A 20,581-nucleotide genomic window follows, 5' to 3' on the forward strand; every position below is an offset into this window, starting at 1 on the left:
GGGCGGCGGCCGCTCGAACCTCGTCACCTGTCAAGTGTCCTCGGCGCAAAATGCGATTTTATTTGGCGGCTTATCTTGGGTGGATTGCATCTATGTGGCGTCCCATTCGATAGTCTGTGGTGTCTTCATGGCGATCGTTGGAGCTTCCTGGGTCTATCACAGGGTAATTCGACAGTCTCCCAATATTCCGACCCCTCGGGACGTTGTGATGCCGGCGCCAGAATCGACCACGTCCCAGCCGACGCAACCGCAGGCGCCCCAGGCACCTGCGTATGCAAAGTCTGCCGTGGTTGTTCCAATGAAACGTCCTGTCGCTGCACGCCGCAGCGCCTGACGCTCTTCGCCCTCATTCGAGGGCGGCCCTATCCACCTGTCGTGGGAACTCCGTTCCCACCGACAGGTGGCCAATGGGGCTTCCGCGAGGAGAACCCTATGGAAATGAAAACCGCCGCCTGGCAACTCGATTTCTTCGGGGAAGCGGCACCTGTCAAGATCGATCCCCCAAAGCGCGACCCGCTGCCCGATCCGATGTATTGGAGCGAGGCCGTGCGCGAACAGATGATCGACGCCCTAATTAGTCTTGCCTGCGACAGCCGTCGCGGCGACAACCTTCCTGAGTCGCTTGCCGACTGCGCCGAGCTGCTGCGCGCGCGCATGCAGGGCAAAGCCGTGGAGAAGGACGACTTCGACATGACGCTTGGCTGGATCTTCGGCTACTGGGACGGGGCGTTGCCCTATACCTATGTCTGCGCCGTCACCGGCGTGAATCCCGAAGTCCTGCAGGACATCATCCTCAATCACGACCGCCTCAAGCGCGATCTGGACGAAGTTCGCCGGATGCACTGCGGGACGCTTCTCTAGGAGTTGCCGTGGCTTTCATCCAGCGATTCCTGGGCGCGTTGCAGGACGCGCTGCTGCGTCGAGCAGTTGAACCCGATTCGTCCAACCAGCAAGCAGTTGGTACTGGCTCGGGCAACGAGGTCCACATCGATATCGGCGGCGTGCCGAATCTCTTCCGTGACGAAGGCGCGCGCATCGTTCACTTCGTTGCTGCTTTCGAGGCGCGACCGACCGCGACGCCCTTCGGCCAAAAGCTGCTGCCCGATCCCGTGCCGTATTGGAGTGTGGTGGGCGAGCATCCCGGCGAAACCCTGTCCGCCGTCATCTCCGCAGCGATTCGCGCACACGCCACGCCGGCGGCGCGCGCCGCAGTGCCGATCGACGACGGCGCAAGCCAATCCCGCCGTGAACCTTCCCGCGACTTCCAGCGTGCCGCACCAGCGGCTGCCGAGACGACAGCGCGGCGCGAGTCGGGCACCGCAGTGCATCGTGGCACGATCACCTTCTGGGGTGAGGCCGAGTTCGCCGACCGCAAGCGAGTCGGACGCACCTACACGTCGTTTGCGCTGAAGCTGGAAACGGCGACGGGCATTGAGACGCTGCAAGGCGAGGGGCTGAAGGAAGCCATCGCCGAAGCCGGTTGTCAGGTTGGCGACCGCGTGGAAGTGCGGCGGCTGCAAAAGGTCAAGGTTCCGGCTTTCCACCGCAAATCGGGGAAGCCAAAGCTCGACGAGAACGGTCAACAAGTCTTGTGGGACAAATGGCTGTGGTCGATTACCCGTTCACATTGATTCGAAAGGAAATGTTCTATGGCATCCATTAACAAAGTCATCCTCGTGGGCAACCTCGGGGCAGACCCAGAAGTACGCTATCTGCCGAGCGGCGACGCCGTGACGAATATTCGTCTGGCCACCACCGATCGCTACAAGGACAAGACTAGTGGTGAGATGAAGGAAGCCACCGAGTGGCACCGCATCTCGTTCTTCGGCAAGCTCGCGGAGATTGCCGGCGAGTACCTGAAGAAGGGGGCTTCCGTCTATATCGAGGGCCGCATCCGCACCCGCAAATGGACCGACCAGTCCGGTGTGGAGAAGTACGGCACCGAGATCGTTGCCGATCAGATGCAGATGCTTGGCAACCGCCAGGGTGGCAGCGCCGGCGACAATGATGGCTACGGCCAGCAGCCGTCGCGTCAGTCGCAAGGCCAGCAGCCTGCCCGCCAGTCGCAAGGCCAGCGGGGCGCACAGCGGCGCGAGAGTGCGCCGCCGCGTCAGCAGCCTGCCGCTTCGGGCGGCGGCTTTGCCGATGATGACATTCCGTTCCGCCGCCCGGCGGCGCTGGATGGGATTCCGTTCCGCTACGACGGTGCGCCGATGTACTAATCGGCAGTAATCGCCCGTCTCGCCTCATCCTCGCGCTTTATAGCTACTGCTGCCGGCATTCGCTGGCGGCAGTAGCCCCTTCCTCTCCCAGCCCGGCTCCGGGCAGCAAATTCCGACTCCCTCTCGCGACTCGCCATACTGAAAAGACCCTCTGGCTCGGCCGGGGTGTCCTTTGAGCAAGCGATTTCCCCCGCCTGTCTGAGGCATCGACCAACCATTCCGACCGGAGTGCATCCAATGAAAATGAGAAGCTTCACGAAGAACTGGACGCCAGACCAATGGGACGCTCTGGTCTTGCAGTACCTGCCGGAGCAGTTCTTGACCGGCAAGCCAGGCCCATGCCCGATGTGCGGAGGCAATGACCGCTTTACCTACGACAACAAGAGCGGCCGTGGCGATTGGGTATGCCGGCAGTGCGCCAATGGCAACCCGATGGCGGGCGACGCCATCCTGCTCATTTGCCGGTACACCGGCATGTCCTTCCTCGAGCTAGCCCATGTGGTGGAGGGTGGGCCGGCACCGGCGATTGTCCGACCGGCCCATCCACCTATTCGAAGTCGTGGCATGAGTGAAGCGGCCAAGGCCGAGCGTATCGAGCGAGTCTGGTCGAGCGCCAAGCCGCTTGTGCCTGGAGACGCCCCGATGCGGTACCTCGCCGCTCGCGTGCCTGGCCTCGTTGCGCCTCGCCCGAGCGCGTTGCGGCTTGCGATGATGGACTACCGTCACAAGGGCACTGTGGTGGGGCGCTATCCCACGATCGTTGCGCAGTTCACGCTGCCGGATGGTCGCATGGCGACGGTGCATCGCACTTCCCTGGATCCGGCCAAGGCGGCCAAGGCGGTCATCGTGACGGCTGACGGGGAAATCCTCCCAGCCAAGCGCAATGACGTGACAGCGCTGCCCCTTGCGGGCGGTGCGGTCCGGCTCATGCCGCCGCGTGATGGCGTACTGGGTGTTGCCGAAGGACTGGAGACGGCCTACGCCGCGCACATGCTCTACGGCGTCCCGACTTGGAACTGCCTGAATCGCGTGCTGCTGCATCGGTTTGTGGTGCCGCAAGGCATGGGCATCCATACGCTGCACATCTTCGCGGACTTCGATGAAGTCGATCCGAAGACCGGGAAGTCTCCCGGCATGGCGGACGCGCTGGCTCTAGCCAAGCGCATCCGCGGCGAAGGGCTGACCGTTCACGTGCATCGCCCAATGGTGCGGGGCACGGACTTTTGTGACCAGTGGCTGACCACCAACCGGTTGCAAGGCATTGCTGGCAGGCGCGCAGTCCACGCTTAGCCATTTCCTCTGCATACCGCCTCTCGGGGCGGTACCTGTTCTCTCTCTGCCCTGCGGGTTCTGCCCGCCGGGCAGAACCCTTGCGGCAGCTCACTACTTGGAGTTCTGATATGTCGTTCAAAGGGTTCAATGTCATCGTGGGTCGCCTGCAAATCTGCGCCATGCGGGAACTGGAGTCGGGCGCTGTCCCGGCGTGCCAGTCGGACGCCGAGAGCTACCATGTCTATCTGCGCAATCCCGACGGTTCCGCGCAGCTTCAACACACGGAACTAGATTTCGATTCCGCCTTCACCTATTGCACTGGTCGGCAACGACCGACGCGCCACTGAGCGATCACTCCTAACGAAAAAGCCCGGCATACCAGCCGGGCTTTTTTTTCGTCCATTTTTTTCAACGGCGGCGCACGGCCATGTATAGCGTCAGCGCGCATTCCCACAGGGTCCAGCAGATGCCAAACGTCAGCAGAAACTTGAAGAAGCGGATAACTTCGTATTCCGTCATAGTGTAGACCTATCCTGGTTCGTTGCGGTTGATTCTACTTTAACGAATGCAGCTAAATGTCAAGACGCTCGCGACGTTCAGAAGAAGCGGTCCATGGCGGAATTCAGGTGGAGAGCAAATAGCGGCGAGGCGGCATCGGCCTGCGCCTCTGTTGCGGTCGCCTCCGGCAAAGCGCCAGATGCTGATGGCGCCGGCGAGGCTGCCTGCGTGACGGCCGGCGCTGCCGGCCGCCGGACCGGCGGTTCGGGACGCGAGGTGGGTTGGCTGGCCTCGCTGACGGGCGAGGGCGGTACAACCGGAGCCACCTGCACAATGGGCTGACGGCTGGCCGCGATCGGACCTGACGCCGTTGTGCCCGTCGTGCCCAGCCCAATCTCGGCGAGTTGCCGAAGCCGCTCTGAGCGGTGCTTCGGGCTCTGGATGGATGCCAGGTATTGAAGCAGCTCCGGCGACGTAATCGCGTTGATCGTGATCTGTATTGAGATCTTGTCCATCGCCGGGAACCGGTTAAGTGGCGGCGCGCTGTTGGCGCGACGAACCGATGTCGTAGAACCCGCGGACATTCGCGAAGCAGGGCGAGTCGAGAATCTTCATCGGCGTGCGAGGGAACGCCGCGCGGATGGCTGGTGCATAGAGCGAGCTGCCGCCACCGCTAAGAATGATCGAGCGGATATCCTCGCTGCGGCCCACACGGGTCTGCATCTCTTTTACCGTCCCTTGGCAGACTGCGCGCGCTTGCTCAAGCAACGGCTGCAGATTGATCTCCTTCTCGTAGAAGAGCAGCGAGGTCGCGTCACGGAGCGCCTTGTCGATTCGCTCAATGCCCGATACCGGCTCCCCCTCTTGGGCGGCGATGAGGTCCGCGATCTCCTGGTAGATCCGCGATGAGCCGCCAGGCACGCCGCCGCTACGGGTGTCATCCATGGTGAAGCCGCGGGCAACCACCCAGTCAGTGGTGAAGTAGCCAACATCGATTACCAGATGGGCGTTGTTGCCGTCAAAGTCCTGGCCGGATTGCCTCATAAAGGTGACTAGCGATCCGAGGGGCTGAGGAAGACCCGCGACGCTGTGGACGCGAATCTCGCCGTTGCCGAAGTCGAGGGTACCGGTGAAGCGGTCGCGCAGGAAGGTGGCGTACTTCTGCGTGGTGTGTACGGGCAGGCCAAGCACGAGTTGGTCGATCTCGCTGGCGCCCGTGTAATGCAGCGCGCCGCCCAGCAGGGCTGCATACTCAGGCGTGGTCGCGAAGTCCTCCGAGAGGGTTCGGCCCGTGTTTCCATAGGCTGCACTGATAGCAACATCCGGGCCGACCTCATAATGCGACCCTTCAACCTGGATGGTGATCACGTCGCGGGCCTTGAAGAAACCGCCTCCGTAGCCGGTTAGATTCGAACGCGAGGCCGGCGGCGCGAGTGAGGGAAACATGCTCGTTACGACCTTGCCCCCCTGCGGAAAGGCTGACTTGGTATTCCCGTAGCCGACGTCTACTGCGACCGTGCTCAATTTCATACTGCTCTCCTGTTCTTGCGGCGATGCCGCGCTTGCGGTTAGTGGTTCTGTCCTGACTCCGGCCCACGGCGCATGACGGACATAGGTGGCACATGAGTACGACCAACGTCCGACGAAAGTGCCACTTGCGGGTGGGGGTCACCTGGCCTCACCCCAATTGGCACTTGCGTGCCACGTAAGTCCGGCCCTCGTGCCACTTCGGCCGGGACAACGCCAAATCTACAGGCAAAGCATCGAAGTCAAGTCCGCGTAAGCTCACGAATTTGAGCGACGAATCGCTGTTTCGCGGGGGTTGCACGTGTGTGCCTGGCTCGCTATCCTTGTCGTACTTCTCGCGTCCCCGACGCATCGACCTGCCGCCACGTTGGCGGCCATCCCAAGCACCGAAAGAGCCCGAAATGGGTTGTCGGTCGCCTCTATGTACGAGCCGGAAATTGATCCGGTTTTTTTTCAATCAAATCAAGCGGACAGTGTCGGATAGTGAGGACACCGGACACCGCGATACCAAGCCGATTGGCGGTCTGTTTCCGAAAGTAGACCGAAGTGAGGACGATTCCGAAGCCGGACACCGGACAGTGTTCGAGGAATCGCCACCGATAAGAAACGTCCCTTCAGCCACAGGCTGGGCACGGATCACGAAGCCCGACACACAGCGGCGGAGATGATCTGGCTTCGGGGCGGGGAGCCGTTTGCGGGTCACGGACGTGACTGACGCAAGCTCTTGAGAGCATGACGATCCGGGGGGCGTCACCGGTACCAGAACGGCGCAACAGGAATCACCCACCACGGCAGCAGCCACGAGCGCGAGGACAACAATCCTGGCGAACGAGGGCCGGCATCAAGAAGATGCACCGGGTGGATGGCCGCGCAGCGGCACGCAAGGCAAACGCCGGCGTGTTCGCATAGCGGACAGTCAGGACGCATTGCTTCCATGCTCAGGGCTGATCGGTTGGCATCGCTAAAGGACAGGAAGAAGTGGACTCCGGCAAGGTGGCCGGTTAGCTGGATGTGGTAGTCCGGCGCACCAAGAGGTGAGTGTCGTTCGGGGCGGCAATTCACTGAGCACATCAAGTCGCCGCTGGGCGCGCTGCAGGGAATTCGCGATGGCGAAGAGCACCTGTGGTCGGAGGGAAGACAAACAATGAGCAAGGGCATCAACCTGCGCGCGGTCCTGGCCGCATACAACCTCCCCGAGAGTCTGAAATCGGCGTTCGCGGTGCTAGCCGCGGCGCACCTGCATTCGCCGCACAGTACGACCCGAGTCAGTGGTCGGTCGCTTTCGCAAATGTCGCAACGTCAGCGCGCACAAGCGCTACTGAAGATGTTTGTGGACCTTCGCGATGGCGGCTTCACTCTCACAACGCCGTATAACCTCAGACAGAAGCACATTCAGTGGCTGGTGCGTTACTGGGTCCTGGAGCAGAAGCTGAACGTCGGAACGGTGGAGCTGCGGCTGACACACTTGCGGGCTCTCACCTCGTGGATGGGGAAGACCAACATGGTTGGGTCGCTCGACGACTACGTGGAACGGCCGGCAGACTACAAGCGGAGCTACATCGCGCGCGAGGATCGTTCGTGGGAGGGAAACGGGGTGGACGCCGTGGCGAAGATCGCGGAGATTGCCGGGACCGATAGGCATTGGATTGCGGGCGAAGGAAAGCTGGCGCTTGCGGCCGATCCAGGATGTGCTGCCATCCGGGCATCTCCACGTCGTGGATGGGACCAAAGGGGGCAGGTCACGCAATGTCAGCCTTGAATTCACCTGGCAGTACGATCTGCTGATCGAGGTCGCCGAGCTGGCGGCGGAAACGAACCCGAAGTACGGGACGTTGATACCGCGGACGTACACGCAAGATCAGTGGCGACGGCACTTCTATAGTGTGCTGGAAAAGCACGGGGTCACGAAGAATGGATGCGGCGTGACCGCCCACGGATTGCGGCACCAGTATTTCCACCAGATGTATGAGCGGACGGCTGGTCAGGCGGCGGCCATCAAGGGCGGCGGAAAGGTGATAGATCGGGCGCGGCATGAGGAGGCAATGCGCAAGATCGTCGCGGCAGCTGGCCACAGCCGGCAGACGAAGGCCAACGCGTATCTGTCGACCTATTCAGTCCAGGCGGCTGCGTCGCGCCCGGTCGTTACCCCGGAAATGGCCCAGCAGGCGGTGTTGGAGGCCGGTGGGGTCAAGGCCAAGGCTGCGCAGGCGTTGGGAATCACGCGACAGGCGTTGTACCGGTTGCTGGCGAGGCTGCCGGGTTCCGACAAGGAGTCGTCATGAGTCAGTGGCTCAGGGACGGTGACAGGGTGGTTAGTGTGACGCTGCTGTCGGACCCAGTCGCTGCGCCGTTGGGAGTGGCAGTCATGGTCGCACTGATCCGACTGGGCGTGTCGTCGTCGGTGGGGATCATCGCGGGTGCTGCCGTTTGGCATCTGGTGAAGCTGGTCGGCTACGGCTACACCGCCAAACACCTCAGCGGCGATGCGGACCCGCACTAGCGTCACATGTCCTGGTCAGGCGTGATCATGAGGGACGGGAGGCGCGATCGGCAGGCTGGTCGACGGCATTGCAAGGCGACGAGGCCAAGCGGCGTACTGTGCCCCGCTTCATCTGTGCGCAAAGGTGGCGGAAAGAGATGGGAAATCACGCGTCTTTCCGTCAATAGGGTGGACTCATGTGCTCGGGGTCCCCTTGTGTTCCGGCTTGTTGCGCCGCAGCTGGTCCCGCGGTGAGCCCCCTGCCGAGGATCACCGCAGGAAGGAAGGCAGGTACGGGGAGTCGTCCCAGTGACCTGTCGCGCCCCACCAGCAGAGGAACAAGATGAGGGCGATGACGAAAATGACACCAGATCGGGCCTCCTCGTCGGTGCGGAAGGTATGGATGATCTGCTTGAGGCGTTCCATATAGTTCTCCTAGCTAGTTAGTACCGGGCGACGGCGGCGCGAATGAAGGGCAGGGTATCCGACCTGACAACTGAATACCGAGCGGCGATTGCGGCGAATAGCACGAGGGGCGCAGCATGGGGATTCCGGGAGGTGGGGTATGGACCTATCTTGCCAAGATTTGGCCGATGTCAAGGCCGCGTCTTACCCCCAAAAGGCGAGCCATTTTCATCGCCTTTCCGGAGATTCCAGTCCTACGCGTAGGACTGAGGCTCGTCTGGCCCCAGATCGCCAGCAGCTAGGTCGTCAGCCACCTCGGCTAGCGCTCCGTGCGCTTCGAACGGCGTGACGTAGATCCAGGGCCGGCCATCGATCTGGAGGATCCGGGCGCGGCGTAGAAGCTGGCGGTATCGGCTCGCATCCCTAAGCATGGTCTCTGGCGGTATCAGCTCCTGCGCAGGATGTTCTTGCCGAAGTAGGCGGGCGGCCATCGCCGCAAACAAAGGGCCGCGCTCGGCCCAGTTGTCTTCGTTGTTTGCTATCAGCGCCAAGACGCTACCGAGGTCCGCGCTGGTCAACTCCTTCCGGACGAGCCCAGATAGCTCATGGCGGTCGCAGGGCAGCGGTCTGACGCGGAGTTCCCATACTCCGCGGAGTACCGCGTAGGCCTGTTCGTGGCCGGCGTCAAGGGATTGTGGTGGAGTGGTGACGCCGCAGCCGGTGCAAGCGATAACCGCCTCGAAGCGATTGGCGATGAATCGAGGCTGGCTGTCGCAGTGGGCGCAGTTGAGTAAGTCTTCTGACATTGTTTGGGCGGGATCGCGGGAATCTGGCGATGCATTATGCCAAGATCCGCGACCCACCCGGCCGGCGCGGTCAGGCGCTGAGCGGTCGAAGCTGGAGGTACTGCTCGGTCTTGGCGAGCAAGTCGGCGATGGCGTGTTGCATAGATGGGGGCGAAGGTAGGGAGATCGGCGTGCCGGGTGCGGCGTCAGTCATGGCTATCGGCAGGCACCTGTGCATTCTCAAATCGCGCCTGATAGATCCCGTCGATGCCCTCGACGGCGCGCTCGAGGGCGTTGATGTGGTCCTGAAGGTGAGAGGATTCGTCGCCAACCATGCGCTGGAACGGGGCAATCGCCTCGCGCATCGTATCGGCGGCGTTGCGGGCCATATGGCCAATTTCCCAGAATTCGGTCAGCCATGATCCGTCGGGCGGCTTGGGCCCGCCCTGGCGGCCAACTGCAATGGCTCCGCGGATTGTCAGCACGGTGTCGGGTTGGGGGAATTCTGCGTCGAGGTTTGCTTTGTTCATCGGGTGTGGAGAGCCTTCAGTACATAGATAGGGATTGGGCCGATCAGTTCGATTGTCCAGAGGCGGCCAGTGTGCTTCGTACCGTGCCAACCCATGACGGCGTCGCGCTCAGGCACATTGCCCCTCTCGTCCGCTTGTGAATGATGCAGGCGATTGCGCCGTTCTTACTCATCGGTAGCGCTTTGAGTTTGAGGCTGCGCGGTGGCGTCTATCTCCCCATATCCGTAGACCATTGCCTCGAATCGGGCCTTGTCGTCTGGTTGCGGGCCACCCTCACGGTCTCCGACCTGGGCACGTCATTCGTCCGTTGGGCGCGGGTCCTCGCCACGCCGCACGAAGTCCAGTAACGCATGCTTGAGACCGATCTGTCGCACTGCCTGCGCGTCGAGGGGGCTGCGCTCGCAGCTCAAGAGGACGTCGGTGACGAACCCATGCAAAGCCTTCAGCTCACTCGCGAGTGGTTCGGGCGCATACAGATAGAGGCCACCTGGCATGGTCCGCACGAACGTGGTTTCGCGAACCATGCGGGCCAGCAAAGCGCGCGCGGGCTCGTAGCCGATCCGCAGATAGCGCTGCACGAGCGAAATCGAGGCGGCGCGGTGGGCGTGGACCAGACGGATTGCTTCGGCGTAGGCGGCATCGAACGCCTCGGGAGTCGTAAGGTGCAGGTCACGTAGTACGACGGTGCCGGTCATGCTTGTTCTGGCTCCCGTTGGGACGAGGTGGAGCGGATGTGGCGCACTAGCATCGCGGCACACCCAGCGTATCGCGCTGCTAGCGCGCCGTAGGTTCCTGCCAGTCGCATCTGGCGCGCGTCTTCCGAAAAGATCTCCGCGCAGCGCATGTCAACCTCGCGCGCTATGTCCGATAGCGCCCTGCCGTGCGCCTGCTGTCGAGGGGCTGCTGCGGGGTACGGTCGCGACATCCAGTGCGTTGCGGCTGCGGCCACCTCAGTACGCGCGTCACCCCCTTCCGGGCCGCTCTCGGTCGGCCTCGGGTATAGGTCGTCGGCCTTGATGTCGAAGAACTGCTCGCCGGCGAAGTCCGCGCCCTCGGTGTAGACCAGCACACGCTCGCCCATGTCAAACGGCGGCAGGCAGTCGTTGACGCTGACCCATCCATCCCCGCTGCTCCCGGGCTGCGCCTGTTGCGGACTGGCGTTCAGACGGCTCGGGCGAGCTTTGGCGAGGATGGCGCCCTCGATGTTGGCAACCAGATCGAGCAGCTTTTCCTTGGGGTTACTGCCGGCCACCAACCAATCAATACCACCATTGCGTCTCAGCGCCCAACCTGCCTGCTCTGCCAGTGCCAGGCTTTCCGCTTCGGTCAGCGCCTGTGCCACCGGTGCGGATTGCGGCGCGGGAACGCCTTCGGGAAATGGGGCCTGGAAGCTGTTGGAATCCCGCTCGCCGCCCGGGATCTCGTTGGACAGCCAGCGCAGATGTTCGCCGCGGGTTTCCTGTTTGTAGTAGCCAATGCCGACCACTTCGTCGTACACCTTGCGGGCTTCGGCAAGCAGGGCCCTCTGGCGGTCCGTGGTGAGTGTGCCAAAACCGTGATCCAGGCAGGTCGCGATGCTGGCCAGCAAGGTGACGTCTGGCTCCGCATGGTGCACGGTGCTCTCGGGCGCTGCAGTCGCGGCACCGGCGAAGCACTGCTTGGCGTCCTGAAAGCCGTTGGTATAGGCGGTCGTGGCCGCGCGGCGAATGACAGCCTCGCCGGAGGCCGTGTGGTGGGGCAGGCCGTGATAGAGCGCAAGCGCGTCCTGCGTCTGCTCCGCGGTCAGCGGGCCGAGGGGGAAGGGAGTGGCGTCTGTCAGGGCGCCTGACTCAGTATGGGGGGAATGGGAAGACATGCTCACTAGTAGAAGGAGATGGTGGGCGCTGGGCGGCCAGCGGGTTGGGACTGGTCCAGGCTAGCGCCCTAACCCAAAAGTCAAGTCGCAGCAGTTGTGGTCTTGGACTGACGTCGCGTTGGAGGCGGCAGCTTGACCTGCTCCAGCGCCTCTATGCGTGGCGTCCATTCAACGAGCGGAATACCTACCTGCCGGTAGTGGGCGCGCTTTTCCGCCATGCGTCGGTCATATTCCGGGTCGCCGGCGAGGCCATTCGCAAGCAGTTCAAAGAACTGGCCTGCATGTTTGAAATCATCGCGGCACTTGACCGCGTTCTCACCTTGGTATCCGAATAGGAGGGTCTATGGCCGGAATTGTTGTTGGAAGTCAGTCCCATGAGGTGGCCCTGCAAGGGGCCATTTTGCTTTATGGCCGCCAGGCCGGGGAATTCTCGTATGCCACCGCACACCAGATCGTGACGGATGAGCAGACGGGGCGCCCCGTCATTGGGGCAGGCGTGCCCCTCAACCGGCGTGCACTGATTCATGCGGTCCGCCAGGTTGCGGAAGAAGCGCTGCCGAAAGGGGAGTTTCTAACGCCGAACGTTCTGTCCATCGGGCCACATGCCATCACGTGGTGGTGGCCGCCTGCACAGCAGCGTGTGTTCTTCTCGTGCAAGGAGCTTGGCGAGCGTAGCGCCGTGGTCCCGCACCCTGGTCTGGTTTTCCAGGCACACGCCTCTGGCTTTCGCGTGTTCGCCTTGATGCAAGACGAGCGGCCCACGCCGGAGACGGTGCTGTATGAGCCGCCTTACTTCAACACGTGGGATCTGGGGAAGATTTGCATCGGTTCCGCACATGTACCGAAGCAGATTGATGTGGCGTCGATCGCCGGCTGGGAAGAAGCCTTCTTCTCGTCGGCCTTCACCCATCCCAATCACGGCGGTAAGCGTGTGGACTACCAAGACGGTGAATTTGCGTTCTGGCGCGACATGCTGGATGGGAAGTTCCCTTCCTATCCGAAGCATGCGCTCATCCCTATGAAAAAGACTCTCGGCAATCTGATTGCCGGGAAAATTGGAGAATAGTCATGCATCCTATGGATAGCACATTGCAGCAATCTTTTCCCACCGTGATGGTTCCGCGTTTCGGGGACCTGGCGCCGATGGAAGGCGCCGGCGAGCGGCTACTGGCCGCCGAAGACGGTATGTTTCTGGAAGTGTCGCGGCCGTGGCTGCGGCTCGTCCGGCAGATCGGCAAGTACCACGTTAAGACAGCCGTGCCTTATGGCCTGGTTGCCGAAACCACGTACCTGCGCTGCGGGAAGATCCCTGTTCACTTGATCGGGGAGTTTGCGGAGATGGCCAGGGCAGCAATGCCCAACGAGACTGGCGCCTGGGTTGTTTGGAACGCGGTAACGCGGGACTTCCGGCTTGCCCCCGTGGTCATCCGCTCGCAAGGACGAGGCCACCTTGATTACGACCGCCCGGATCTGTCCGCCGACGAGGTGTTGGTCCTTGACTGCCACTCTCACGGCGCGCATCCGGCGTACTTCTCGTCACAAGACGACATAGACGACGTGCACGACGTGAAGTTCGCGTTCGTGATTGGCAACTGCGGCACGGATGTGCCATCGCTCGCCCTGCGCCTCTGTGCGAAAGGGATCTTCGAGAAGAGTGAGAGGGTCCCGAGTGACTGGCATGCGGCGACGAAGGCCGCGAGGGGCGTGTGATGACGATGACTCACCATATCCCCGATTCGATGCTCGAGTACGCCTGGCGCGTAGTGGTTGTTGGCGCAGGCGGTACCGGCAGCGCCTTGTTGCCCAATCTGGCAAGGCTGCATCACGCCATGCTGGAACTGGGGCACCCGGGCGGCATCGAGTGCATCGTGTTCGATGACGACACGGTAAGCGAGACCAACGTCGGCCGGCAGGGCTTCTATCCGAATGACGTTGGCCAGATCAAGGCGACGCTGCTGGTGAACCGCCTCAATGCGCTCATGGGTACCCGCTGGGTTGCCCAGACGCGGCGGATCGCCAGTACCGACCGGCTGGACTGCGATCTCGCGGTGGGCTGCGTCGACACTCGCGCGGCTCGCAAGGCCATTCTGGGTGCCATCAGTCGTGGCAGTGGTGGTTACTACCTCGACTGTGGCAATGAGACGGACAAGGGCCAGGTGATCCTGGGGCAGGTGGGCAGGAAGATTGCCCAACGCCTTCCTCATGTGGGCGACCTGTTCCCCGATCTCGTGAACCCCAAGGGAGATAAGGCCGACACGGCGCCTTCCTGCTCGATGGCCGACGCACTGCGCAAGCAGTCGTTGGTCATCAATCAGGCGATCGGCGTGCAAGCCTTCAATCTGCTGTGGACGCTCTTCCGGACCGGCACGCTGAAGTACTCGGGCGTGTTCGTGAACCTGGAAGCAGGGCGCACCAATCCTCTGCCCGTTGATCCTGCGGCCTGGGCCCGCTTTGGCTACGAGCCAAAGCAGCCCGCGGCACGGAAGCGAGCAATGAAATGAACCGGCCCGGTCGTCCGACCGGGCGCACGCTTGAAATCCCCCCCCCCCCCGGAAGCCCACTGGCTTCTTGGGGGCCTTTTTTTTGCTCAGGGCCAGTCCGGGCGGAGGACGAAGGTCGTTTATCGACCCGTTGCCGTCATTCGCGTCCGGCGGATGGGACGACCGTTCCCGAAGTCTAACGGTCGTTGGTGGCTTGCACTGCCGGCAGGACTGCCTTCAGCGCTGCGGCCAATTCAGGTGCCCTTGCTTCATCTCTCAGGATCCTTGTCAGCCATGCCTCAAAGGTAGCCAATCTCGCTTGCTTCAGGTGCTGAGCTGCAAGGGCAAGCAAGCCCTTGTTGTCATAGATGGTCGGTAGGCTACGCAAGTCCCCACATGCCAATGCGTCCTGAATCTTTTGAGTTGCTCCCGCGGCGAGGCCTGCGACATCCAGGCTTGCGGTCTGAGCGCTGTACTCCGCAATTAGCTCGCCGACACTTTTGGGGCCGGAAAGGTTGATCTTTTTCAACGTCCGATCGATTCGACGGCGACAGAACCTCACGACGACCTCGGCGGCGGCTGCCGGCGACTGCAAGGTGGCGAAGATAGCCGCCCTCAGTTTGGATATGGGTCCGAAATATGGTTTCCCCACATGCCCGACTCGGGTGACCAAGCTTGCCCTATGCGGCTGGGGAGCTCCATCTCGCCACAGCTGGCCTGCCCGCGTCGCTTTGCGTGGTGGATTCCACGACGAGCCGCCGGCTCGGGATGGAGATTCTGCCAAGGACCTAAACGTTCGAAAGGTCCGTAATGGCTTCGCGGCTTCCCGCCAGTTCCCGCAATCTGAATTTCTGAATCTTGCCCGTTCCCGTCTTTGGAAGTACCCCGTAAATGACCCTCACCGGGCACTTGTAGTGGGCCAGGTGCTCACGACAGAAGCGGATGATGTCAGCTTGGTCTGGGGCAGCGACGCCGGGCTTCAGCTCAATGAACGCGCAAGGTGACTCTCCCCACTTCGCGTCTGGTTGAGCGACTACAGCAGCGATCAGGACAGCCGGATGCCGATGGAGAACGTCTTCGACTTCCACCGAAGAAATGTTCTCACCACCAGAGATGATGACGTCCTTCGAGCGGTCCGTAATCTGGATATAGCCGTCCGGATGCATCACAGCGACGTCGCCTGTGTGGAACCAGCCCCCATTGAATGCGCTGGCAGTGGCCTCGGGATTCTTGAGGTAGCCCTTCATCACGATGTTGCCGCGGAGCAAGAGCTCACCTTGAGTTTTGCCATCCCGGGGCACAGGCTCGCAAGTGACTGGGTCAGCAACACGAAGGTCTTCCAAGCCGGAGGCCCGATTGCCCTGGCGAGCCATGAGGCGCGCTTTCTCATCCATCGGCTTATCGCTCCATGCCGGGTTGATGAAGCTGCTCACCGGGGTGCCGGATGCTTCCGTAATGCCGTAGACGTGTTCAACTTCGAACCCCATCTCGATCACTGACTTCAGCACTGCTGCAGGCGGCGGTGAGCCGGCCGTTCTAACTCGGACAGTACGCTGCAGTTGACAACGCTCAGCATCAGAACAGTTGGCGAGCGATGCCAATACGATCGGTGCTGCGCAGAAGTGATCCACGTCATGCTGCTTGATGGCGCCAAAGATATTCGCCGCGGTCACCTTTCGCAGGCAGACGTGCGTGCCGGCAGCGGCGGTGATCGCCCACGCGAAGCACCAGCCATTTGCGTGGAACAGGGGAAGCGTCCACAGATACACCGGCCGACGGGGCATGCCCCAATCCGTGAGTTGGAGCATGCTCATCAGGTAGGCGCCCCGATGGCTTGGTACGACGCCCTTCGGGTCCGATGTGGTGCCGGATGTGTAGTTCAAGGCGATCGCGTCCCATTCCTCCTCCGGCCATACGCCCGGAAAGTCAGCGTCACCTTCAGCGAGGAAGGTTTCGTACTCCATCTCGCCGATCAGATCGCCGGTGGGTGCTTCGATGTCAGCGATGTCGATGACCAGTGGCTTGTTCTCAATCTGTTCGAGCGCTTTTGCGGCGAGCGAAGAGAACTCCCTGTCGACAAAGAGAACCTTGCATTCGCCGTGGCGCAGGATAAAGCGGACGCCTTCGGCATCCAGCCGGCAGTTGATCGCATTGAGCACTGCGCCCGACAGCGGGATGCCGTGATGTGCCTCGACCATGGCGGGAGTGTTGGGCGCGAGAATCGAAACCGTATCTCCACGCTTGATGCCCCGCTTGACGAGCGCGCTCGCCAGGCGCAGGCAGCGTTCTCGTGTTTGCTTCCACGTTTGCCGCATCGAGCCGTGAATGATCGCGATGTGATCGGGATATTGGTCGGCGCACCGATCAAGGAAGTGGAGCGGTGTCAGCGGGAGGTGATTTGCAGGGGTACGGCCAAGCCCGCTCTGATAAATGTTTCCGGTCATAGCGATGTCTCCACGTCGGGTTATGAATGCACGGCCCTGAGGGGTTCCCCGTTCCTCAAGCCACATCCCAATCTAGCGTTGGTCCAACGGGGTGAATGTCACCCCTGAGACATTTCCATGCGTCGAGTTCCGACCTTCAAAGAGGGAAACGATTGTCGGCTGCAAGACATTGGGGCTGAGAAACGCTCGCTAATCTGAATTCTAAGTGGACGCGAGGTCCGCATGACACTTGAGCGAGGTAGTAGATGGAACGAGCTGGACCGCCACCGGATGAACTTTCATCGATCCGGTCGGCTGTGGAATGGGCAATGGCTACGCGACGTAGCGTTCGCGCCTATCTTCCGAAACCTGTCCCACACGAGACCATCAAGGCAATTCTTGATGTGTCGCGCTATGCGGCGACGGGGGTGAACATTCAACCCTGGAAGGTACACGTGGTCATGGGCGACGCCCGAGACCGGGTCTGCGCCGCAATCGCCAAAGTCGACAACGATCCCGAGTTGGCGGATGCGCATGCCGATGAATGGGCCTACTACCCAGAAGAGTGGGTGTCGCCCTATATCGACAGGCGTCGTGACATCGGATGGAAGCTCTATGGCCTTCTTGGCATCGAGAAGGGTGACAAGCAGAGGATGCACGCGCAGCACGGCAGGAACTACCAGTTCTTCGATGCACCTGTTGGGCTGTTCTTCACGATCGACCGCGTGATGCAGCGCGGCAGTCTCCTCGACTACGGGATGTTCCTGCAGAACATCATGGTTGTCGCGCGTACCTACGGTCTGAGCACCTGCCCTCAGGCCGCCTTCATGAAGTACCACAAGATCATCGAGCAAGAGCTTGGCTTGCCGCCAGAAGAAATGTTCCTGGTGGGCATGAGCCTAGGCTACGCCGACGAGAGTCGCATTGAGAACTCGCTCGTCTCTGAAAGGGCGCCTTCTTCCACCTTTACGGTTTATCACGCCACCTAGCTTTACCCGCAGATGGACCAATAGCACCACCAACGATATCCATTCTCAAATGGAGGAGACCATGAGTAACGAAGTTGATGTTCAAAGGATCACACAGAACGCGAGATTCTCGCGCTTCCATGGCTTGATCCTGTTCTGGTGTGTCCTGATTCTCGTGCTCGACGGATACGACTTGGCCGTTGTGGGCGCGGCATTACCGTCCATCATGAAACAGATGGGGGTGGATGCAGCAAAGGCCGGATTCATGGCGAGCTCGGCCCTGTTCGGCATGATGTTTGGGGCGATTTACCTCGGCACGCTGGCCGACAAGATCGGCCGGCCTGTGTCGATTTGCGTATGCATCGCGCTGTTCAGTTTCTTCACAGCCGCGGCCGGACTGACGCACGATCCGTTGAGCTTCAGCATTACCCGGTTCTTCGCAGGTCTCGGGATTGGCGGCGTGCTTCCCATCGTGACTGCTCAGATGGGTGAATATGCTCCGCGCAAGATCCGAGCCCGTCTCGTCACCCTGGTGTTCGCTGGGTACTCGATCGGCGGCATCCTTGTGGCGCTCACCGGCAAGCAACTGATTGAATCCTATGGCTGGCAGTCCGTGTTCTTCATCGCCGGCACGCCCATCCTGATCATTCCCTTCGTCTTGCTGACCATGCCTGATTCGCTGGCGTTTCTGGTGCAGCGAAACCGTGCCGAGAAGCTCGTACAACTGATCAAGAAGATCGCGCCGGAGGTTCAAGTCAGTAGCCAAGACCGGCTCGTCATGCCCCAAGAGGCGATGGTGACCAAAGCCCCGGTGGCCAAGCTGTTTCAGGACGGACGTGGATTCAGCACAGTCATGATCTGGGTCGCCTTCTTCATGGGGCTGTTCATGGTGTACTCGTTGAGTTCGTGGCTCACAAAGTTGATGGCCATGTCGGGCTATAGCCTTGGGTCCGCACTTACCTTTGTGTTGGTTTTCAACATTGGTGCCGTGGTCGGTGCTGTGGGTGGTGGTTGGCTGGGCGACAAGTACAACATCAAATATGTACTGGTGGCCTTCTACGCGACCGGTGCAGTGTCGCTGGCGTTGATGGGTTACACGAAATCGACTGAGCTGCTCTTCCTTGTCGTGTTCGTCGTCGGTGCCTCGACCCTTGGAACACAGCTCCTGGCGTACGCATACGCCGGTGAGTTTTACCCCGCTTCGATTCGCTCGACCGGTGTGGGTTTTGCCTCCGGTATCGGCCGCCTCGGAGCGATCGCCGCACCCGTGCTGATCGGCATGCTGGTGGCGATGCGACTGCCTCTGGAGCAGAACTTCTTGGCGATCGGCCTTGCCGGCGTATTGGGCACCGTCGCGGTCATGATGATCGACCATCGCCGCAGCGCGGCCAACACACAGGGCGCGGAAGCGCTTCCCTCACACTCCGACATCCCTTCGTCGGCAAGCAGTTGACCCATCACCCTCAGGAAATCATCCGATGCAGATCAGTAACAACGTATTCGTCGTAACCGGCGGCGGCTCTGGACTGGGAGCCGCAACTGCCCGATTGCTCTCTGAGCAAGGGGGCAAGGTGCTGATCGTCGACCTCGATCTGGAGGCCGCCGAAGCGATGGCTGAGGAACTCCGCTGCGCGTCTGTCTGTGCCGACGTGACGAGCGAAGAGGGAGCAAAAGACGTATTCAAAGCAGCAACCGCGCTGGGAACATTGCGCGGCCTGGTGAACTGCGCCGGTATCGCGCCCGCGGAGAAGGTAGTAGGCAAGCAGGGGCCGCACGCAATGAGTTCCTTCTTGCGCACCCTCAACATCAACCTGGGCGGCACGTTCAATATGGTTCGGCTGGCCGCCGAAATCATGCAACAGGAGCCACCCGACGACGATGGCGAGCGCGGTGTGATCATCAACACTGCGTCGGTTGCTGCGTTCGACGGCCAGATTGGGCAGGCCGCCTACGCCGCCTCGAAGGGCGGTGTGGTTGCGATGACCTTGCCGCTCGCGCGGGAGTTGGCCAGGTCCGGAATTCGGGTCGTGACGATTGCTCCAGGGATCATGGAAACCCCGATGCTGCTCAAGATGCCAGCCGATGTGCAAGAGGCGCTGGGTCGGTTCGTTCCGTTTCCTTCGCGCTTGGGTAAGGCGACGGAGTTCGCCGGTCTGGTCGAGCACGTGCTTGGCAATGGCTACTTGAATGGCGAGGTCATCCGGCTCGATGGCGCCATCCGGATGGCGGCAAAGTAAATCACCAGAACGGAGACCGAACATGAGTACAAACGATCCAGTCGTCATTCTGTCCGCCGCACGCACGCCGATCGGTGGCTTCCAAGGAGATCTCGCAAGCCTGACAGCCCCGGAACTGGGCGGGTTCGCTATTCGCGCAGCTGTTGAGCGCGCGCGTATCGATGCTGGCGCGATCCAGGAACTGCTGATGGGTTGCGTTCTCCCCGCCGGCGTTGGTCAGGCTCCTACGCGTCAAGCCTGCCTGAACGCGGGCCTTGCTGAATCGGTGACGTGTACGACGATCAGCAAGGTGTGCGGATCCGGCATGAAAGCCGTGATGCTGGCGCATGATTCGATCGCCGCTGGTACCAACGACGTGATGGTTGCTGGGGGCATGGAGTCGATGACGAACGCCCCCTATCTGCTGCCCAAAGCGCGCAAAGGGTATCGGCTCGGCCACGGGCAGTTGCTGGACCACATGTTCTTCGATGGACTGGAAGACCACTATCGAAATGACACACGCGGCCGGCTGATGGGTACGTTCGCCGAGGACTGTGCCGAGCGCTATGGCTTCTCGCGCGAAGCCCAGGACGAATGGGCCATTCTCTCGACCCAGCGTGCGAAGGCGGCGATCGAACGCGGTGATTTCGCATGGGAAACAACGCCGGTCATGGTCCAAGGTCGGACGGGCGAGGTCACGCTGCAGAGCGATGAGCAGCCGCCAAAGGTCAACCTTGAGAAGATTCCCTCGTTGAAGCCAGCCTTCAAAAAAGGTTCTTCAGACTTTCGTGTGGGTAGGTAGTACGCTTTCGCGCATGGCTTGGTAAGGAGGTGTGCGATGGACAGCGTGGAACTGTACCGGCAGCTGCTTGGCGTGACTGCGCCATGGACGGTGGAGCGTGTCGACCTGGACGTGGCGCG

At 61.5% G+C, this 20,581-nt stretch carries 21 protein-coding genes and 2 pseudogenes; 15 read left to right on the forward strand and 8 right to left on the reverse strand.

Annotated features, from left to right (window positions below):
* The 6 genes from AC1DS6_RS40515 to AC1DS6_RS40540 form a co-directional block, all read left to right on the forward strand.
* Positions 1–334 (forward strand): hypothetical protein (locus tag AC1DS6_RS40515; protein ID WP_477104614.1); only part of this gene is annotated, 334 nt, incomplete at its 5' end.
* A gap of 98 nt (positions 335–432) precedes the next feature.
* The gene (locus AC1DS6_RS40520) at positions 433–861 is read left to right on the forward strand and encodes a hypothetical protein (RefSeq protein ID WP_477104615.1); all 429 of its coding nucleotides are present in this window, start codon (positions 433–435) and stop codon (positions 859–861) included.
* A gap of 8 nt (positions 862–869) precedes the next feature.
* Positions 870–1,631 carry a hypothetical protein gene (locus AC1DS6_RS40525; RefSeq protein WP_477104616.1) on the forward strand — a complete coding sequence of 254 codons (762 nt, stop codon included), beginning with the start codon at positions 870–872 and terminating at the stop codon, positions 1,629–1,631.
* An 18-nt stretch (positions 1,632–1,649) separates the two neighbouring features.
* A complete protein-coding gene (gene ssb / locus AC1DS6_RS40530; RefSeq protein WP_477104617.1) occupies positions 1,650–2,222 on the forward strand; it encodes a single-stranded DNA-binding protein in 573 nt (190 codons plus the stop codon).
* A 237-nt stretch (positions 2,223–2,459) separates the two neighbouring features.
* The gene (locus AC1DS6_RS40535; RefSeq protein ID WP_477104634.1) at positions 2,460–3,512 is read left to right on the forward strand and encodes a primase-helicase zinc-binding domain-containing protein; all 1,053 of its coding nucleotides are present in this window, start codon (positions 2,460–2,462) and stop codon (positions 3,510–3,512) included.
* 110 nt (positions 3,513–3,622) lie between these two features.
* Positions 3,623–3,841: a hypothetical protein gene (locus tag AC1DS6_RS40540; protein WP_477104618.1), complete on the forward strand. Its 219-nt coding sequence runs from the start codon at positions 3,623–3,625 to the stop codon at positions 3,839–3,841.
* 249 nt (positions 3,842–4,090) lie between these two features.
* Here the strand turns inward: AC1DS6_RS40540 and AC1DS6_RS40545 are convergent, their stop codons facing one another.
* Both AC1DS6_RS40545 and AC1DS6_RS40550 read right to left on the reverse strand, forming a co-directional pair.
* Positions 4,091–4,507 (reverse strand): hypothetical protein, encoded by a 417-nt coding sequence (locus AC1DS6_RS40545; RefSeq protein ID WP_477104619.1) that lies wholly within the window; start codon positions 4,505–4,507, stop codon positions 4,091–4,093.
* A 13-nt stretch (positions 4,508–4,520) separates the two neighbouring features.
* A complete protein-coding gene (locus tag AC1DS6_RS40550) occupies positions 4,521–5,522 on the reverse strand; it encodes a PRTRC system protein D (protein WP_477104620.1) in 1,002 nt (333 codons plus the stop codon).
* 1,141 nt (positions 5,523–6,663) lie between these two features.
* Here AC1DS6_RS40550 and AC1DS6_RS40555 point away from each other — a divergent pair.
* Together AC1DS6_RS40555 and AC1DS6_RS40560 are read left to right on the forward strand one after the other, a co-directional pair.
* Positions 6,664–7,801: pseudogene (locus tag AC1DS6_RS40555) on the forward strand (integrase domain-containing protein).
* Between the two features lie 83 nt (positions 7,802–7,884).
* Complete coding sequence (locus AC1DS6_RS40560; protein WP_477104621.1) at positions 7,885–8,019, forward strand: hypothetical protein; 135 nt, start codon at positions 7,885–7,887, stop codon at positions 8,017–8,019.
* A 249-nt stretch (positions 8,020–8,268) separates the two neighbouring features.
* Here AC1DS6_RS40560 and AC1DS6_RS40565 read toward each other — a convergent pair whose 3' ends face one another.
* The 4 genes from AC1DS6_RS40565 to AC1DS6_RS40580 all read right to left on the reverse strand — a co-directional run bounded on the left by AC1DS6_RS40565 (position 8,269) and on the right by AC1DS6_RS40580 (position 11,573).
* Entirely contained in the window at positions 8,269–8,424 is a 156-nt protein-coding gene (locus AC1DS6_RS40565; protein WP_477104622.1) for a hypothetical protein, read from the reverse strand.
* 970 nt (positions 8,425–9,394) lie between these two features.
* Positions 9,395–9,718, reverse strand: coding sequence for a hypothetical protein (locus AC1DS6_RS40570; RefSeq protein ID WP_477104623.1), 324 nt, complete (start codon positions 9,716–9,718; stop codon positions 9,395–9,397).
* Positions 9,719–10,014: 296 nt separating this feature from the next.
* Positions 10,015–10,413: a DNA translocase FtsK gene (locus AC1DS6_RS40575; protein WP_477104624.1), complete on the reverse strand. Its 399-nt coding sequence runs from the start codon at positions 10,411–10,413 to the stop codon at positions 10,015–10,017.
* Complete coding sequence (locus AC1DS6_RS40580) at positions 10,410–11,573, reverse strand: hypothetical protein (protein WP_477104625.1); 1,164 nt, start codon at positions 11,571–11,573, stop codon at positions 10,410–10,412. The genes AC1DS6_RS40575 and AC1DS6_RS40580 overlap by 4 nt, the downstream gene beginning before the upstream one ends.
* Before the next feature lie 343 nt (positions 11,574–11,916).
* Here AC1DS6_RS40580 and AC1DS6_RS40585 point away from each other — a divergent pair, with 343 nt between their 5' ends.
* Genes AC1DS6_RS40585 through AC1DS6_RS40595 form a run of 3 tightly spaced genes read left to right on the forward strand, consistent with a single transcriptional unit; the run spans position 11,917 to position 14,074 of the window.
* The gene (locus tag AC1DS6_RS40585; protein WP_477104626.1) at positions 11,917–12,639 is read left to right on the forward strand and encodes a PRTRC system protein B; all 723 of its coding nucleotides are present in this window, start codon (positions 11,917–11,919) and stop codon (positions 12,637–12,639) included.
* Positions 12,640–12,641: 2 nt separating this feature from the next.
* A complete protein-coding gene (locus AC1DS6_RS40590) occupies positions 12,642–13,283 on the forward strand; it encodes a PRTRC system protein A (protein ID WP_477104627.1) in 642 nt (213 codons plus the stop codon).
* Positions 13,283–14,074 (forward strand): PRTRC system ThiF family protein, encoded by a 792-nt coding sequence (locus AC1DS6_RS40595; RefSeq protein WP_477104628.1) that lies wholly within the window; start codon positions 13,283–13,285, stop codon positions 14,072–14,074. The genes AC1DS6_RS40590 and AC1DS6_RS40595 overlap by 1 nt, the downstream gene beginning before the upstream one ends.
* Positions 14,075–14,249: 175 nt before the next feature.
* Here the strand turns inward: AC1DS6_RS40595 and AC1DS6_RS40600 are convergent, their stop codons facing one another.
* Both AC1DS6_RS40600 and AC1DS6_RS40605 read right to left on the reverse strand, forming a co-directional pair.
* Positions 14,250–14,582, reverse strand: coding sequence for a hypothetical protein (locus AC1DS6_RS40600; RefSeq protein ID WP_477104629.1), 333 nt, complete (start codon positions 14,580–14,582; stop codon positions 14,250–14,252).
* A 259-nt stretch (positions 14,583–14,841) separates the two neighbouring features.
* Complete coding sequence (locus AC1DS6_RS40605; RefSeq protein ID WP_477104630.1) at positions 14,842–16,497, reverse strand: acyl-CoA synthetase; 1,656 nt, start codon at positions 16,495–16,497, stop codon at positions 14,842–14,844.
* 245 nt (positions 16,498–16,742) lie between these two features.
* Between AC1DS6_RS40605 and AC1DS6_RS40610 the strand changes: the two genes are divergently transcribed.
* The 4 genes and pseudogenes from AC1DS6_RS40610 to AC1DS6_RS40625 all read left to right on the forward strand — a co-directional run.
* Positions 16,743–17,465: a nitroreductase gene (locus AC1DS6_RS40610; RefSeq protein ID WP_477104631.1), complete on the forward strand. Its 723-nt coding sequence runs from the start codon at positions 16,743–16,745 to the stop codon at positions 17,463–17,465.
* A 61-nt stretch (positions 17,466–17,526) separates the two neighbouring features.
* Positions 17,527–18,897 carry an MFS transporter gene (locus tag AC1DS6_RS40615; RefSeq protein ID WP_477104632.1) on the forward strand — a complete coding sequence of 457 codons (1,371 nt, stop codon included), beginning with the start codon at positions 17,527–17,529 and terminating at the stop codon, positions 18,895–18,897.
* Between the two features lie 25 nt (positions 18,898–18,922).
* Entirely contained in the window at positions 18,923–19,681 is a 759-nt protein-coding gene (locus tag AC1DS6_RS40620) for an SDR family NAD(P)-dependent oxidoreductase (RefSeq protein WP_477104633.1), read from the forward strand.
* A gap of 22 nt (positions 19,682–19,703) precedes the next feature.
* Positions 19,704–20,432 (forward strand): annotated as a pseudogene (locus AC1DS6_RS40625) (thiolase family protein); the annotation flags it as partial.
* Between the last annotated feature and the right edge of the window lie 149 nt (positions 20,433–20,581).

Source organism: Cupriavidus sp. 05L310 (assembly GCF_056398185.1).